This window comes from Streptomyces sp. NPDC104106 (assembly GCF_055584345.1).
This window is the reverse complement of the sequence record NZ_JBVJMF010000003.1, coordinates 72077-87204: the sequence shown is the minus strand read 5'-3', so window position 1 is coordinate 87204 and position 15128 is coordinate 72077. Positions and strand designations below refer to the sequence as shown.

Genomic DNA, 15128 nt, shown 5'->3' with positions numbered 1-15128 from the left:
CGCCAAGAACCCTCGGGGCCACGCAGCTGGGACAGGCCTCAAGTCCATCCCGAGCATCTGGCCCAGGTGCTCGGGATGGACGGTGGGGTGTGCTTCTGCCGCAGGGCGTCGATTCCCTCATGGGCCGCCGGACGCCGGCTGGTCTCCGTCTGTCGAGCCTGGACCACCCACCGTCGGGACACATGTCCTCGACGCCGGCCATGACCGGGACGGACGAAGGCTCCGGCAAGGACCGGGCCCGGGGCAGGACCGTACTACCTGCTCTTGATTTGTACGCGCTTGATGTTCACCGGCAGCATCGGGAAGCCGTCACCCGGCCCGTTCTGGTCGTCCTCGCCGCCCACCGCGATCTTCCGGAGCACGTCGAGGCCCGCGGTGACTTTGCCGAACGGCGTGTAGGCGGCAGGGAGTTCGGTGTCCTTCCAGACGAAGAAGAACTGGCTTCCGTTGGTGTTGGGCCCCGCGTTGGCCATCGCCACCGTCCCGGCGGGATAGGCCGCCCCGGCCAAGTTCTCGTCGGGGAAGGAGTAGCCGGGCCCGCCGCTCCCGGTTCCGGTCGGGTCGCCGCACTGGAGCACGTAGATGCGTGCGGTGGTGAGCCGGTGGCAGTGTGAGCGGTCGAAGTAGTGGCGCTGGGCGAGGAACTTGAAGGAGTACGTGGTGCAGGGAGCTTTGTCGGTCAGTGCTCGGAAGGTGATCGCGCCCTGGCCGGTGCGCAGCGTCGCGCTGTACGGCTTGGCGGCCTTCACCGGGTCGAAGACCGGTATCCCCTTGAAGTTGTCTGCGGGAACGGCCGGCGTGTAGGTGCAGGCGGCCGACGGCGCGGCAGGGGGGGGATTGTCGGCTGCGGCCTGCGTCGCGGTGCCGAGGAGGAGCAGGGCGGAGGCGGCGAGCAGCGCGCTTGGCTTACGGAGCACGAGACGGTTCCCTTCGGATCAGCGCCGTACCGGTATGTCATGGACGCCTCATCCTGCCCGCTCCGCCGTCCGGGTGAAACCCCCTGCTCCGGGCACCGTCGACTTGGGCGGGCGGGCGGCGCCACTGCAAGCCAAGCGCGTGAAACAGCTCGCAGCGCAGGTCGCGGGTGGAGGGCCGGGCCCGGAACGGTCGGCGGGTTCAGCCCCGCAGAGTACCTCCGGCCGGGGGGACGGTCCTGGGGCGCCTGGTGCCGTGCCGGTGGTCGGCGAAAGCGGCCAGCAGCTCGGAGGGTTCGGGCTGCTGGTGCTCGCTGAGGTAGCGGATGCCGTCGCCCTCCAGCGGGGTGCCAGTGTCCTTGCCGATCGGGTGACGCCTGCTGACGGCGGTGCGCCAGCCGTAGCGCTCGTCCCCTACGAGAGCGGGCGCGCCGGATCCGCTCAGCGCCACGGCCGCGGCGAGCACATCGCCCTCCAGGCGCTGTACCCGGACCTCCTGCGCTTCGGCCAGGCCTGCGGCCGACCAGGACGTCGGCGACGCGCTGCAGGTACGGCTGGACCTGGCGGGCGCGCGGCTCCGTGGCGGCGCCGGCAAGGGCGGTGCGCTGCACCGCGGTCGGGTAGCCGAGGCGAGTGGCGGCCTGCGCGGCGGGGATCTCGTCGCACGGCACCATGTCCCCGCTGCCCTTGGGCCGGCCCTTGGGTCCGCACGTCACGGGGCGTGTCGGGGCCCCTGTGGCGCGCGGCATCCGCAGGCAAGGGATACGGCAGCGCGCAGCGAGGCAACAGGACGCGAAGCGCACCGGGACCGCCGGCCACATCCCCAGGGCGTGAGCGCGCGCGGCGCTCGGCCCGGGCGGGCGCGCAACGGCCGGACGGAGACACGGCAAGGTGGTGCGGCGCGCGGAGCAGACCGCACCACCGACCGACACCCACGGCGGCGCGCCCCGGCCGAACGAGAACTGATGCTGCGCCCCGCCCGGACAAGTGCCCCGTACTCTTCGACGGTGACTGAGACCGAGCTGATGCGGCTTCCCGACATGCCGTTGCACGATCCATTCATCGCCGCCGACAAGGTGACCCGCACGTACCACCTCTACGCCTCCAACGACCCCTCGGTATCGGGCGTGGACGGCACCGGCACGATGGTCTGCCGCAGCCACGACCTGCGCGACTGGCTGCGCCCCGTGGTCGTCTTCCTCGCCGCCGAGCAAAGCGGGATCTGGGCGACCGACGGCGGATGGGCACCGGAAGTCCACGAACTGGGCGGCAGGTACTACCTGTTCACCACGCTCCACAACCAGGACAAGACCCTTCCTGTGCCACCCGCCAACCAATGGGGCACACCGTTCCAGCTCGCGAACTACCTGCGCGGCACGATCACCGCCGTGTCCGACTCGCTACCGGGCCCCTTCACTGCCATCGACCCCGCACGCCCCACCCCCCCGAGAACCTGATGACCCTCGACGGGACGCTCCACGTCGCCCCGTCCGGGCAGCCCTGGATGGTGTACGCACACGAGTGGCTGCAGACCATCGACGGCACCATGGAGGCGATCCGGCTGGCCCCGGCCCTGTCCGGGACCGTCGGAGATCCGGTCTTCCTGTTCAAGGCCTCGGACGTCGCCGCGGTGCCGGGGGGCCGGTGCCGGGCCGGTGCCGAGTACGCCGCGGGCCCGCAGCTCCCCCACGTCAGGAAGACGGATGCCGGGCACGCCGGGCAAGTCGGCCTGCGCGGCGCGGATCTGTGCGGGCTCAGGGCCGGTGTCCTTGCCCGAACCGATGCTCACCGTGGCCGGGGAAAGCCCTGACGTGCCCGCTGGATGGGCCGCGGAACCGAAGTTGTGGACAGGGTTTGCCGCAAACTCGTGCGTTCCCGCTTCTGGTCGGCGGGACCTACCGGACGGTATACAGAACCGGTCGGACTCCGGGGGAGGAATCATGGCGAGAGACACGCGTGCGGCGATGGGGACGGCAGACCGGCGGTGGGCCGCCGCGCTGGGTGCGGTGCTCGGCGGCTGCGCGCTCGTCGCCGCCGCCACGACTCCGGCCGCCGCCGGCTCCGTCGGCCACGGACACGGCCACGGCATCCGCTACGCGTCACTCGGCGACTCCTACACCTCGGGTCCCGGCATCCCGGTCCAGGTGGACGCCGACTGCGCGCGCTCCGACCACAACTACCCCTCGCTGCTGGCCGCGCGGTGGAAGGCGGCGGACCTCACGGACGTCAGCTGCGGCGGGGCGACGACCGCCCAGATGTGGCAGGCGCAGGGCACCAACAGGCCCCAACTGGACGCCGTACGGCGGGACACGGACCTCGTGACGGTGCAGATCGGCGGCAACGACGTCGGATTCGGCGCGATCATCAGCACCTGCGCGCGGCTCGCCGCGCAGGACCCGACGGGTGACCCCTGCGAACGCTCCTACCGGGCCGGTGGCCACGACCGGTTGGCCCTCGCGATCGCCGAGACCGCGCCGAAGGTCGACCGGGTGCTGCGCGCCGTGCGCGCCCGGGCGCCGCACGCCCGCGTGGTCGTCGTCGGCTATCCGGACCTGCTGCCCGACGACGGCACCGGCTGCTTCCCCCAAGTCCCGTTCGCACGAGGTGACTTTTCGTACCTGCGGGACACCGAGAAGCGCCTGAACCTGATGCTGCGGCTGGTGGCCGCCGTCAACCGGGCCGCGTACGTGGACACCTACGGCCCCACGGTCGGCCACGACATGTGCAAGTCCCCGGCGGACCGTTGGATCGAACCGCTCCAGCCCGCCTCCCCCGCGGCCCCGGCACATCCCAACGCCAAGGGCGAACAGGCCATGGCCCAGGCGGTCCTGGACCGGCTGGACCGGCGCGGCGGGCGGGACTGACCGGGCGGCGGCGGCCTGGCGAAAAGCCCCCGGGCCGGAAAGGCCGCCGCCGTCCCGTCAGCCGGTGAGCGCGCCCTGCACGACGGCCTTCGCCTCCTCCTGGACCCGGGCGAGGTGGTCCACGCCGAGGAAGGACTCGGCGTAGACCTTGTAGACGTCCTCGGTGCCCGAAGGGCGCGCCGCGAACCAGGCGTTGTCCGTGGTGACCTTGATCCCGCCGATGGCGGCGCCGTTGCCCGGTGCCTCGGTGAGGACGGCGGTGACGGGTTCGCCGGCGAGCGTGCCGGCGGTGACCTGCGCCGGGGACAGCTTGCCCAGCAGCGCCTTCTGCTCCCGGGTCGCGGGGGCGTCGATCCGGGCGTAGGCGGGTTCGCCGAAGCGCGCGGTCAGGCGGGCGTAGTGCTCCGAGGGCGACTTGCCGGTGACGGCCGTGATCTCGGAGGCGAGCAGCGCCAGGATGATGCCGTCCTTGTCGGTGGTCCACACCGAGCCGTCCCGGCGCAGGAAGGAGGCACCGGCCGACTCCTCGCCGCCGAAGCCGAGGGTGCCGTCGGCCAGCCCGGCCACGAACCACTTGAAGCCGACGGGGACTTCGACGAGCGGGCGGCCGAGGTCGGCGGCGACCCGGTCGATCATGGTGGAGGAGACCAGCGTCTTGCCGATGCCCGCACGGGCGGGCCACTGCTCGCGGTGCCGGTAGAGGTGGTCGATGGCGACCGCGAGGTAGTGGTTGGGGTTCATCAGGCCGGCGTCCGGGGTGACGATGCCGTGCCGGTCGGCGTCGGCGTCGTTGCCGGTGGCGATGCCGAAGCGGTCGCGCTGCTCGATGAGGGAGGCCATCGCGTACGGCGAGGAGCAGTCCATGCGGATCCGGCCGTCCCAGTCCAGCGTCATGAACCGCCAGGTGGGATCGGTGTGCGGGTTGACCACGGTCAGGTCGATCCGGTGCTGTTCGGCGATCCGGGCCCAGTAGGCGACGGAGGCGCCGCCGAGCGGGTCGGCGCCGATGCGCACCCCGGCCGCCCGGACCGCGTCCAGGTCCAGCACGCTCGGCAGGTCGGAGACGTAGGCGCCGAGGAAGTCGTACCGCCCGGTCGTCCCGGCGGCGAGCGCCCGCGCGTAGGGCACCCGGCGGACGTCCTTCATACCGCCCGTGATGATCTGGTTGGCCCGGTCCTGGATCCAGGAGGTGGCGTCGGCGGCGGCCGGGCCGCCGCTCGGGGGGTTGTACTTGAAGCCGCCGTCGGCGGGCGGGTTGTGCGAGGGGGTGACCACGACGCCGTCGGCGAGGCCGGAGGAGCGGCCGCGGTTGTGGGTGAGGATCGCGTGCGAGACGGCGGGGGTGGGCGTGTAGCCGTCGGCGCTGTCGATGAGCACGCGCACGCCGTGGGCGGCGAACACCTCGAGCGCGGTGACCTTCGCGGGCTCCGACAGGGCGTGGGTGTCGGCGCCCAGGAAGAGGGGGCCGTCGGTGCCCTGGGCGGCGCGGTACTCGCAGATGGCCTGGCTCGTGGCCGCGATGTGGTCCTCGTTGAAGGCGGCCGCCAGGGACGAACCCCGGTGCCCGGAGGTGCCGAACGCGACCCGCTGTCCCGGGTCGGCCGGGTCCGGGTGGAGCGCGTAGTACGCCGTGACCAGCCGGGCCACGTCGACAAGGTCCTCGGGACCGGCCGGGCGGCCCGCTCGCTCGTGCGGCATGAGTCCGTTCCTCCGCGTCGGTGTGATCGACCTCGGGTGTGATCGATCGCTCGCCGCCCATCTTTCCTCGTCAGGGCCCTGACACGCGAGTGCGCCCCGCCCGGTGCGCCGGTGGCCGCGAGCGGCGGCCGGGGGCACCGTACGCGGGCGCGGTCGGGCCGCCGGGCCGCGCCCGGTGTCCCGGGGACGCGCCCGGCGGCCTGTCGCGGGTTTCCGGCCGCCGCCTCGCGGGTCAGCCGATGTGGTAACTGTCGCCGTACACCTTCCAGTCGAGCGGGGTGTTCAGGTCGAGGTTGCCCTTGCGCAGGAAGACCCGCTGCTCGGTGTCGACGCGGCTGGTGTCGCTGTGCGCCTCCTCCTGCTTCATCGCCCAGACCCGGGCGTCGAGGAAGGCGTTGAGGTAGGCCGTCTCGTCGCCGCCCTGGGCCGGCGGCTTGGCGCTGCGCAGGGCGCGCTTGCGGATGTTGCGGAAGCTCGTGGGGTCGTCGCCGTCGCCGTGCATGACGAGGGCGTCGTAGTAGCAGAACTGGCCGAGGGCGCGCAGGCCGTCCGCCTTGCCCTGGGTCACCGCGGGGTTGAAGTAGACGCGGTCGCGCTCGTCGTTCTGGCACTGCTGGAAGACGGTGTCCTTGGCCGCCGTGCGCCAGTCCCCGGGATAGTTCGGGTCGAGGCCGGCGTGCGAGTCGGTGCCGTTGACCTTGCGCAGGGCGGGCAGGTACTTCGCGAGGACGTTGCCGGGCTCGCGGTCGGTGTAGAGCTGGACGACCTCCAGCATGTCGCCGGTGCCGGAGCAGAACCCGATGATGCCGGCGGTGTAGCCGCGGCCGTCGCCGATGTCCTCGATGTACTTGTACTGGGCCTTCCAGTCGAGCGAGGAGTTCTCCGCGCTCGACACGAGTTCCATGGCGATCTCCTTCTTCGCCGGGTCGTCGAGGCCCGTCCCGGCCGCCGGGGCCGCGCTCGCGCGCCGGGTGCCCAGCAGCGCGCCGGAGGCGACGGCGGCGCCGAGCACGGCGACGACGGTGCGGCGGGAGACGGTGGCGGGGGCTGTTTCGCGCTCTTCGTGCACCACAGGGGCTCCAAGTCGGGGTGGGGGGCGGGGAGTTGGTTCGCACCGTACTGATAGGAAAGTTTCCTACCAGAGGTGGGGTACGCAGGTAACCCGGCCCGCGCAAGTTCGTAGGAACGGACAAGCATCGGCGCTGGCCTGCGCGCCCGGGAGGATTCGGAAACGGAAGCACTCGGTCCCGTCCGGGACGGCGGTTGGACTTGTGCGGCACACCGACGCAGGGTGGACGGGCCCGCCCGCACCGGCAGGGCGACCCCTACGGCACCACCCGGAGAGACCGATGACCCACGTCGCGGACCCCACGCGCTACGACGGCACCATGCGCTACCGGCGCACCGGCCGCTCGGGGCTGGACCTGCCGGTCCTGTCGCTGGGCTACTGGCACAACTTCGGCGACGACCGCCCCTTCGAGACCCAGCGCGCGATCGCCCTGCGCGCCTTCGACCTCGGGATCACCCACCACGACCTGGCCAACAACTACGGCCCGCCGTACGGCGCGGCCGAGGAGAACTTCGGCCGGCTACTGGAACGGGACCTCGCGCCGTACCGGGACGAGCTGATCATCTCCACCAAGGCCGGCTGGGACATGTGGCCCGGTCCCTACGGACAGGGCGGCGGGTCCCGCAAGTACGTGCTGGCCTCGCTCGACCAGTCGCTGCGCCGCATGGGCGTGGACTACGTCGACATCTTCTACTCCCACCGGCTCGACGCGAGCACGCCGCTGGAGGAGACGATGGGCGCGCTCGACACCGCCGTCCGCCAGGGCAAGGCCCTGTACGTCGGCATCTCCTCCTACGACACCGAGCGCACCCGGCAGGCGGCCGCGATCCTGCGCGAGCTGGGCACCCCGCTGCTGATCCACCAGCCGTCGTACAGCATGCTCAACCGCTGGATCGAGACGGACGGCCTGCTGGACGCGGCCGAGGAGGAGGGGTTCGGCGTCATCGGCTTCACCGCGCTCGCCCAGGGGCTGCTGACGGGCCGCTACCTCGACGGCGTGCCGCGGGACTCGCGTGCCGCGCGGGGCACGTCGTTCGACACCGCCTGGCTGACGGAGGACATGCTGTACCGGCTGCGCGCCCTGAACGGCATCGCGGCCCGGCGCGGGCAGACCCTCGCCCAGCTGGCACTGGCCTGGGGCTTGCGTGACGAGCGGGTGACGTCGCTCGTGATCGGCGCCTCGCACACCGAGCAGCTGGAGCAGAACGTGGCGGCGCTGGAGAACCCCGCCTTCACGACCGAGGAGCTGGCCGAGATCGACACGTACGCGACCGAGGGCGGCGTGGACCTGTGGCGGGAGGCGCGACTGGGCACGCTGGAGTGACGACCGGAGAGGGCGGACGGGGCCGCGAGGCGGCACCGAGTGACATAGGTCACTGACAGCTGGGATAAGTCGGACATAATGGAAGGCGATTGACAGCGTTGTCAGCGCTCACGGCAGCGCCGTCCCTCCCCTCCGCGACTTTCGAGGAGCCGCATCCGCATGGCACACGGAGCCCGCCACAGCACCTTCCTGCCTCCCCGCCCGGACCTGGGCCTCGCCCGCGACTGCGCGGTGTGCCTCGGCTGGGGGACCGTCGTCACCCGCGACGGCGACCACGAGCTGTGCCACGCGTGCCAGCCCCTCCCCGAGGACGGCCGCGCCGCACGGCACGGCGCCTGACGCCCGCCCTCCCCGTGCCCGGCCACCCCGCACCCCGCGGCCGCTCCGCGCGGCCGGGGTAAGGTCTGGTAATAGTTTCACCAAGAAACTTTCAAACGGGCAGGGGGCAGCCATGGGCGCCGCACGCACGAGTAGTACGCCGTTGCCGGGCATCGGCGTCCGGTACGACCTGATGACCCGCGAGCACCGCAGACTGTCGGTGGTGGCCCACCGGGACGGGTCGAGGACACTGAGTGCCTACCGGGGCGACGACCCCGACGCCTGTGCGCTGTCGGTCCACCTCAGCGGCCAGGAGGCGGAGGCACTGGCCGGCACGCTCGCACCGAGGCACCACAGCCCGAACCTGCTGTCCACGACGGAGTTGGGGCTGGTGGCCGAACGGATCGCACTGTCCTCGGTCTCGTACTGGAACGGGCGGCTGCTCGGCGAGACGCGGATGCGCACCGAGACCGGCGTGTCGATCGTCGCCGTCCTGCGCCGTGCCGAGGCCATCCCCTCCCCCGGCCCCGACTTCCGGCTGGCCGGCGGGGACACGCTGATCGTGATCGGCACCCGCGAGGGCACCGACGCGGCCGCCGCGATACTCGGCCGGGAGTGAACGCATGCACTCCTCCGCGGTCTTCCTGATCGAGTTCGGCGCCATCATCCTCGGCCTCGGCCTGCTGGGCCGGCTGGCCGCGCGCCTGCGGTTCTCGCCGATACCGCTGTATCTGCTGGCCGGGCTGGCCTTCGGCGAGGGCGGGCTGCTGCCGCTCGGCGCGAGCGAGGAGTTCGTGGCCATCGGCGCGGAGATCGGCGTCATCCTCCTGCTGCTGATGCTGGGCCTGGAGTACACGGCCAGCGACCTGGTCTCCAACCTCAAGACGCAGTACCCGGCCGGCATCGTCGACGCCACCCTCAACGCCCTGCCCGGCGCCGCCATGGCCCTGCTGCTGGGCTGGGGGCCGATCGCCGCCGTCGTCCTGGCCGGCATCACCTGGATCTCCTCCTCGGGGGTCATCGCCAAGGTCCTCGGCGACCTGGGCCGGATCGGCAACCGGGAGACACCGGTGATCCTCAGCATCCTGGTGCTGGAGGACCTGTCGATGGCGGTCTACCTGCCGGTCGTCACGGCGCTGCTGGCGGGCACCGGCTTCGTCGCGGGCAGCGTCACCCTGGCCGTCGCGCTCGGGGTGGCGGGCGTGGTCCTGCTGATCGCGGTGCGCTTCGGCCGGCACATCTCCCGCTTCGTCTCCACCGACGACCCGGAGAAGCTGCTGCTGGTGGTGCTCGGCCTGACGCTGCTGGTCGCCGGGGTGGCGCAGCAGCTGCAGGTGTCGGCGGCCGTGGGCGCGTTCCTCGTCGGCATCGCCCTGTCCGGCGAGGTCGCCGAGGGCGCCCACCATCTGCTCGCGCCGCTGCGTGACCTGTTCGCGGCGGTGTTCTTCGTCTTCTTCGGTCTGCACACCGACCCGGCGAGCATCCCTCCGGTGCTGCTGCCCGCTCTGGCACTGGCCGTCGTCACCGCCCTCACCAAGATCGCGACCGGGTACTGGGCGGCCCGGCGCGCGGGCGTGTCGGCCAAGGGCCGCTGGCGGGCCGGGGGCACCCTGGTCGCGCGCGGCGAGTTCTCCATCGTCATCGCGGGTCTCGCCGTCACCTCCGGGATCGACTCCGACCTCGGCCCGCTGGCCACGGCGTACGTGCTGATCCTCGTCGTCCTCGGCCCGCTCACCGCCCGCCACACCGAGCCGCTCGCCCGCCGGCTGACCTGCCTGCGCGCCGGGCGTGAGGCGCCGGCCGGCGAGCCGCGCCCCGCCGCCTGGGAGACGGCCCCGGCCGAACCGGACGAGGACACGGTGGCGCGCCCCTGACCGAGCGCCGCCAGGGCCGGGCCGCCCGGACGTACGGTGGGAGGCATGTCCGCCCCTCCGCTGCCGGGCCCGCTGGCTCATATGGCGCCGCTGCTCGAACACTACGGCTACTGGGCGGTGGGGGCGGTGGTCCTGGTGGAGGACTTCGGGGTGCCCGCGCCCGGGGAGACGATCCTGCTCGCCGCGGGGGTGTACGCGGGCGCGGGGCACCTGAACATCGTGGCGGTGGCGGTCATCGGGTTCGTCGCTGCCGTCGTCGGGGACAACATCGGCTATCTGATCGGCCGGGTCGGCGGGCGGGCGTTCGTGCACCGGTGGGGCAAGTACGTCTTCCTGACGCCGAAGCGGTTCGAGAAGGCCGAGGAGTTCTTCCGCCGGCACGGCGGGAAGATCGTGACCGTGGCCCGGTTCATCGAGGGCCTGCGCCAAGTCAACGGCATCATCGCGGGCACCACCGGGATGCACTGGCTGCGCTTCCTCGCCTTCAACGCCCTCGGCGCGGCCCTGTGGGTGGGCCTGTGGACGACGCTCGCCTATGTGGCGGGCAGCCACGTCACGGCCATCTACGACGAGATCAGCCGCTATCTGCTCTACGTCGTCATCGCCGCCGCCGTCGTCATCGCGTCCTTCGTCGTCCGGCACGTCGTGCGCAGGCGCCGGGGCACGGCCGAGGACTGATCCCGACCCGCCGGACCGTCGGCTGCCCGGGGTTCACCAGGAGCGCGCCGTGCGCCGCGGGGACGGTCCTCGCGTGTCGCGCCAGGTGTCCGGGGTGTCGTCGCCCGCGCGCTCGTGGCCGCCGCGCAGGGCGGAGGCCAGCGCGGAGACCAGGGCCATGCCCGCGGCGACGCCGAAGACGATCGTCAGGCCGTGGTGGAAGGGGCCGGAGACCAGCTCGGGGAAGAAGGTGTGCCCGGTCAGGGTGGCGCGCTGGGACGCCGTCAGCCGGTCCAGGGCGCCGTGGGAGCCGAGCAGTTGGCCGACGGGGTGTCGCCGAGGAACGTGGCGAACAGGGTGCTGACCGGCGGCAGCGCGGCCACCTCATGGGCGGTGCCGGCGGGGACGCCGTGGGCGTGGAGCCCCTGGGCGAGCGTCTTCGGCAGGGTGCCCGCGAGGCCCGACACCATCAGCGAGAAGAAGACACCGATCGACAGGGCCGTACCGGAGTTCTGGAAGGTGGAGCGCATCCCGGAGGCCACGCCCCGGTGGCGGGCCGGGACGCTGCCCATGATGGAGGAGGTGTTGGGGGCGGAGAACATGCCCTGGCCCAGTCCGCTGAGCAGCAGCAGCGTCGCGAAGAGGCCGTAGCCGAAGTCCACCGGCAGGGCGAGCAGGCCGAGGAAGGACGCGGCGAGGACGAGCAGTCCGGTCGTGGAGAAGAACCGGGCGCCGAACCTGTCGGAGAGATGGCCGCAGACGGGATCGGCGAGCAGGAAGCCGACGGTGAGCGGCAGCATGAAGATGCCGGCCCACAGCGCGGGGGGTCCGCGAAGTCGTAGCCGTGCAGCGGCAGCCAGATGCCCTGGAGCCAGATGATCAGCATGAGCTGCAGCCCGCCGCGGGCGATCGCGGTCAGCAGGGCGGCGAGGTTGCCCGCGGCGAACGCCCGCACCGTGAACAGCGACAGGCGGAACATGGGCTCGGCGACGGCGGCGAGGGACAGCACCGCGAAGGCCGCCGCGCCGGTCAGGAGCAACCGCCGGCGCCCGATCCGGTCGCCGAGCGTGCCCGTCGTGATGACGAGCCCCGCCACCACCAGTCCGTAGCTGTCGCTGATCCACAACTGCTCGACGTCGCTCCCCCAGGTCGGCGCTCAGCCGCGGCAGCGCGAGCAGCAGCGCCGTCATGTCCATCGCGACGAGCAGAGCCGGCAGCATCAGGACGGCCAGTCCCAGCCATGCCCGGTTCACCCGCATCCCGGTGACCCCTTCTTCTGTCGGTGTCTCGCTGGCGGGTCGGAGCGGCCGGGGCCTTCTTGACACGGTGCGGACGGAAATCTCGGCGACGGCGGAAATCTCGTGGGAATCTGCGGGCCTGGGATGTCAAGAAGACGACGGCGGCTCCGACCAACCGGTCGAAGGGGTCCCTACCGGGGCCCGCCCAGCACGAGGAGTACGAGGAGCACGCGATGAAGTTCGTGATCAGCCTGCACATCAACCCGGCCGTGATGGACGCGTTGACCGACGAGGAGAAGGCGGCGATCGGCGAGGGCCACGGCCGGTTCATCCAGGAGCTGAAGCAGTCAGGCGAGTTGCTGGCCACCCAGGCGCTGGTCGACCCGTCGCAGGCCGTCGTGGTGCGCGTGCGCGACGGCCAGCCGGTGGTGACAGACGGGCCCTTCCTGGAGGCCAAGGAGTTCCTGGGCGGCTTCTACCTGATCGACTGCGAGAACAGGGAGCGGGCGATCGAGCTGGCGAGCCGGATCCCGGACACGGCGATCGACGGTCTCGGGGTCGAGGTGCGCCAGGTGATGTTCTACGACGGACAATTGGAGGCATGACGGAACCGGCCATCGAGCCCCTGCTGCGTGACCTCACCCCGCGGGTCCTCGGTGCGCTGGTGCGCCGCCACGGCCGGTTCGAAGGCTGCGAGGACGCCGTGCAGGAGGCCGTCCTCGCCGCCGCCGTGCAGTGGCCCGCCGAGGGGGTACCGGACAATCCGCGCGGCTGGCTGACCACGGTGGCCACGCGGCGGCTCGTCGACCAGGTGCGCAGCGACCGGGCGCGCCGTGAGCGGGAGTCGGCGCTGGCCGCAAAGGAGGTGCCGGCGGACGTGCCGGACACCGACGACACCCTCGTCCTGCTGTTCCTGTGCTGTCATCCGACGCTGACGGCCGCCTCCCAGACCGCGCTGACGCTGCGGGCGGTCGGCGGTCTGACCACGGCCGAGATCGCGCGCGCGTTTCTGGTGCCGGAGGCCACGATGGCGGCCCGGATCAGCAGGGCCAAGCAGCGCATCCGGGCCGCCGGCAGTTCGTTCCGCCTGCCGGAGGGCGCGGAGCGCGAGGAGCGGCTGCGGGTCGTCCTGCACGTCCTCTACCTGATCTTCAACGAGGGGTACACCGCCTCCTCGGGCGGCGAGCTGGTGCGCGCCGGCCTGGCGCGCGAGGCGATCCGGCTGGCCAGGACGGTGCACGCGCAGCTGCCCGAGGACGGCGAGGTGACGGGTCTGCTCGCGCTGATGCTGCTCACCCACGCCCGCCGGGAGACCCGGACGACGCCGGCCGGTGACCTGGTGCCGCTGGCCGAGCAGGACCGCAAGCGGTGGGACCGTGCGCTGATCGGCGAGGGGCTGGACCTGGTCAAGGCGGCGCTGGCCGGTGCGGACCTGGGGCCGTACCAGCTGCAGGCCGCCATCGCCGCGACGCACGCCGACGCGGCCACCGCAGAGGAGACCGACTGGCGGCAGGTGCACGCCCTGTATCTGGTCCTGGAGCGGATCGCGCCCAACCCGATGGTCACCCTCAACCGCGCGATCGCGCTCGCCGAGATCGAGGGGCCGGCGGCCGGACTGGCCCTGCTGTCCACCCTGGACGGCGACGGGCGGCTGGCCGGGCATCACCGGCTGCTGTCCGTACGGGCGCATCTGCTGGAGCGCACGGGCGACACGACCGGGGCGTACGACCACTACCGCCGCGCCGCGAAGGCCACCGCGAGCATCGCCGAGCAGCGGTACCTGGAATCCCGCGCGAGCCGGATCGCCCGCACGACGCTCCCCGCGGCCCCGGCACCCCCGCCCTGAGCCGCCCGGCCGGCGGCCCGAGCGGGCCAGCCACCCCGAGCCCGAGACCGCCGGGAAACCGGCGAGGATCCCCCACGGGCCGGCCCGAGACCGCCGTCGCGCGGGAATCCGCAGAGAATCCCGCACCGGCCGGCCCAGCCCGAGCCAGCCCGGAACTCGGGATGAGTCCCTGACCGGTCAGCCCGACCGCGGTCCCGCCGTCATGCCCGAGCGGGATCCTCATGTCCCCGCAGCCCGGCCGCGGGCCTGCGGGGACCGGTCAGCACGGGTCTGGGCGGGCGGGCTGGGTGCCGTCGTCTCCGGGGTCTGGGGGCCGGGGTCGGTCGGCCGGGGGATCGGTGTCCGACGGCGGGAGCCGCGGGGGCGCCTCGCCGGCGGTGAGGTGTTCGAGCACCTCGACCAGTTCCTGGCAGGCCTTCTCCACCGAGTTGCGGGTGTTGCGCTGCTCGGTGATCACGGCGGACAGCAGCAGCGCGGTCAGGGCCATCGAGCCGTTGAACGCCTGGAGCTTCGCCATCACCTCGATCCGGCTCAGCCCGGCGAAGGCACCGCCGGCGTCCGTCGCGGCGACCGTGGCCAGCACGGAGGTCAGCAGCGCGCACAGCACGCTGCCCAGGAGCTGGAACCGCAGGGCGGCCCAGATGAGCAGCGGGTACACGAGGAAGAGCAGGCTGATCGAGCTGTAGACCGCCACCGGCACCAGCGCGCAGGCGACGACGGTCAGCGCGGTCGCCTCCTTCCAGCGGGCCAGCGGCGGTGGCCAGCGGGCGCGGTGCAGCAACAGCAGCAGCGGGGTGACGAGCAGGACGCCCATCGCGTCGCCGACCCACCAGGCAAGCCACACCGGCGGGAAGCTCGACGCGGCCAGCCGGTCCAAGAGGACGAGGAGTCCGACGCCGACGGTCGCGCTGATCAGCATGGAGCCGAACGCGCCGAGGAACACCAGGGCGAGTCCGTCGCGCAACCGGCCGAGGTCGGTGTGGAAGCGGGCCCGGCGCAGCAGCAGGGCCGCGCACACGGGGGCACCGGTCTGGCCGGCGACGGTGGCCAGCACGTCGGGGCGCGGGGCGGCGACGGACAACACGATGAAGAAGGCGCCGATCGAGATGCCGGGCCAGCAGCGCATCCCGAGGATCAGCAGGGCTGCGACGGCGACACCGCTGGCGGGATAGATGGGAGTGACGACCGCGCCCTCGACGGCCAGTTCGCGCACGAGTCCGAGCCGGCCCGCCCCGAAGTAGCAGGCCGCGACGGCCAGCACCTGGACGGCATAGCCGACCGGCCGGCGCTGATCCTCGATACCCACCACACCAGCAATCTGACACC

Annotated in this window: 13 protein-coding genes and 2 pseudogenes; 9 read left to right on the top strand and 6 right to left on the bottom strand. The window is 72.6% G+C overall.

What is annotated here, in order from left to right; all coding sequences use genetic code 11:
• Window positions 1–254 precede the first annotated feature (254 nt).
• Both ACZ60X_RS07695 and ACZ60X_RS07690 read right to left on the bottom strand, forming a co-directional pair.
• A complete protein-coding gene (locus ACZ60X_RS07695; protein ID WP_469594635.1) occupies window positions 255–917 on the bottom strand; it encodes a peptidylprolyl isomerase in 663 nt (220 codons plus the stop codon).
• Window positions 918–1116: 199 nt separating this feature from the next.
• Window positions 1117–1380, bottom strand: coding sequence for a hypothetical protein (locus ACZ60X_RS07690; protein WP_469594632.1), 264 nt, complete (start codon window positions 1378–1380; stop codon window positions 1117–1119).
• A gap of 499 nt (window positions 1381–1879) precedes the next feature.
• Here ACZ60X_RS07690 and ACZ60X_RS07685 point away from each other — a divergent pair.
• Both ACZ60X_RS07685 and ACZ60X_RS07680 read left to right on the top strand, forming a co-directional pair.
• Window positions 1880–2598 (top strand): annotated as a pseudogene (locus tag ACZ60X_RS07685) (family 43 glycosylhydrolase); the annotation flags it as partial.
• A 256-nt stretch (window positions 2599–2854) separates the two neighbouring features.
• Window positions 2855–3778, top strand: coding sequence for an SGNH/GDSL hydrolase family protein (locus ACZ60X_RS07680; protein ID WP_469594629.1), 924 nt, complete (start codon window positions 2855–2857; stop codon window positions 3776–3778).
• A gap of 57 nt (window positions 3779–3835) precedes the next feature.
• Here ACZ60X_RS07680 and pgm read toward each other — a convergent pair whose 3' ends face one another.
• Both pgm and ACZ60X_RS07670 read right to left on the bottom strand, forming a co-directional pair.
• A complete protein-coding gene (pgm, locus tag ACZ60X_RS07675) occupies window positions 3836–5476 on the bottom strand; it encodes a phosphoglucomutase (alpha-D-glucose-1,6-bisphosphate-dependent) (protein ID WP_469594626.1) in 1641 nt (546 codons plus the stop codon).
• Window positions 5477–5708: 232 nt separating this feature from the next.
• Window positions 5709–6548, bottom strand: coding sequence for a chitosanase (locus tag ACZ60X_RS07670; RefSeq protein WP_469594624.1), 840 nt, complete (start codon window positions 6546–6548; stop codon window positions 5709–5711).
• A 277-nt stretch (window positions 6549–6825) separates the two neighbouring features.
• Here ACZ60X_RS07670 and mgrA point away from each other — a divergent pair, with 277 nt between their 5' ends.
• From mgrA to ACZ60X_RS07645, 5 genes are all read left to right on the top strand, one after another.
• The gene (mgrA, locus tag ACZ60X_RS07665) at window positions 6826–7869 is read left to right on the top strand and encodes an L-glyceraldehyde 3-phosphate reductase (RefSeq protein ID WP_469594621.1); all 1044 of its coding nucleotides are present in this window, start codon (window positions 6826–6828) and stop codon (window positions 7867–7869) included.
• 159 nt (window positions 7870–8028) lie between these two features.
• Window positions 8029–8208 (top strand): hypothetical protein, encoded by a 180-nt coding sequence (locus tag ACZ60X_RS07660; protein ID WP_469594618.1) that lies wholly within the window; start codon window positions 8029–8031, stop codon window positions 8206–8208.
• Window positions 8209–8320: 112 nt separating this feature from the next.
• Entirely contained in the window at window positions 8321–8806 is a 486-nt protein-coding gene (locus tag ACZ60X_RS07655; protein WP_469594615.1) for a cation:proton antiporter regulatory subunit, read from the top strand.
• A 4-nt stretch (window positions 8807–8810) separates the two neighbouring features.
• Entirely contained in the window at window positions 8811–10061 is a 1251-nt protein-coding gene (locus ACZ60X_RS07650; RefSeq protein ID WP_469594613.1) for a cation:proton antiporter, read from the top strand.
• Between the two features lie 45 nt (window positions 10062–10106).
• Window positions 10107–10739: a DedA family protein gene (locus tag ACZ60X_RS07645; RefSeq protein ID WP_469594611.1), complete on the top strand. Its 633-nt coding sequence runs from the start codon at window positions 10107–10109 to the stop codon at window positions 10737–10739.
• Here ACZ60X_RS07645 and ACZ60X_RS07640 read toward each other — a convergent pair.
• Window positions 10652–11977 (bottom strand): annotated as a pseudogene (locus ACZ60X_RS07640) (MFS transporter). The gene ACZ60X_RS07645 and the pseudogene ACZ60X_RS07640 sit on opposite strands and share 88 nt — an antisense overlap.
• Before the next feature lie 212 nt (window positions 11978–12189).
• On the opposite strand from ACZ60X_RS07640, the gene ACZ60X_RS07635 reads away from it, so the two are divergent.
• Window positions 12190–12561, top strand: coding sequence for a YciI family protein (locus ACZ60X_RS07635; RefSeq protein WP_469594608.1), 372 nt, complete (start codon window positions 12190–12192; stop codon window positions 12559–12561).
• Window positions 12558–13802, top strand: a complete 1245-nt coding sequence (locus ACZ60X_RS07630; protein ID WP_469594606.1) for an RNA polymerase sigma factor — start codon at window positions 12558–12560, stop codon at window positions 13800–13802. Before ACZ60X_RS07635 ends, ACZ60X_RS07630 begins: the two co-directional genes overlap by 4 nt.
• A gap of 259 nt (window positions 13803–14061) precedes the next feature.
• On the opposite strand, the gene ACZ60X_RS07625 is transcribed toward ACZ60X_RS07630, so the two are convergent.
• On the bottom strand, window positions 14062–15111 hold the full coding sequence (locus ACZ60X_RS07625) for an MASE1 domain-containing protein (protein WP_469594604.1): 1050 nt from the start codon (window positions 15109–15111) through the stop codon (window positions 14062–14064).
• Window positions 15112–15128 lie beyond the last annotated feature (17 nt).

Excerpts from the sequence above, each read along its gene's own strand:
- mgrA (WP_469594621.1), top strand. The coding sequence starts at position 6,826 with ATGACCCACGTCGCGGACCCCACGCGCTACGACGGCACCATGCGCTAC.
- ACZ60X_RS07650 (WP_469594613.1), top strand. The coding sequence starts at position 8,811 with ATGCACTCCTCCGCGGTCTTCCTGATCGAGTTCGGCGCCATCATCCTC.
- ACZ60X_RS07635 (WP_469594608.1), top strand. The coding sequence starts at position 12,190 with ATGAAGTTCGTGATCAGCCTGCACATCAACCCGGCCGTGATGGACGCG.
- ACZ60X_RS07655 (WP_469594615.1), top strand. The coding sequence starts at position 8,321 with ATGGGCGCCGCACGCACGAGTAGTACGCCGTTGCCGGGCATCGGCGTC.
- ACZ60X_RS07630 (WP_469594606.1), top strand. The coding sequence starts at position 12,558 with ATGACGGAACCGGCCATCGAGCCCCTGCTGCGTGACCTCACCCCGCGG.
- ACZ60X_RS07680 (WP_469594629.1), top strand. The coding sequence starts at position 2,855 with ATGGCGAGAGACACGCGTGCGGCGATGGGGACGGCAGACCGGCGGTGG.
- pgm (WP_469594626.1), bottom strand. The coding sequence starts at position 5,476 with ATGCCGCACGAGCGAGCGGGCCGCCCGGCCGGTCCCGAGGACCTTGTC.
- ACZ60X_RS07645 (WP_469594611.1), top strand. The coding sequence starts at position 10,107 with ATGTCCGCCCCTCCGCTGCCGGGCCCGCTGGCTCATATGGCGCCGCTG.
- ACZ60X_RS07660 (WP_469594618.1), top strand. The coding sequence starts at position 8,029 with ATGGCACACGGAGCCCGCCACAGCACCTTCCTGCCTCCCCGCCCGGAC.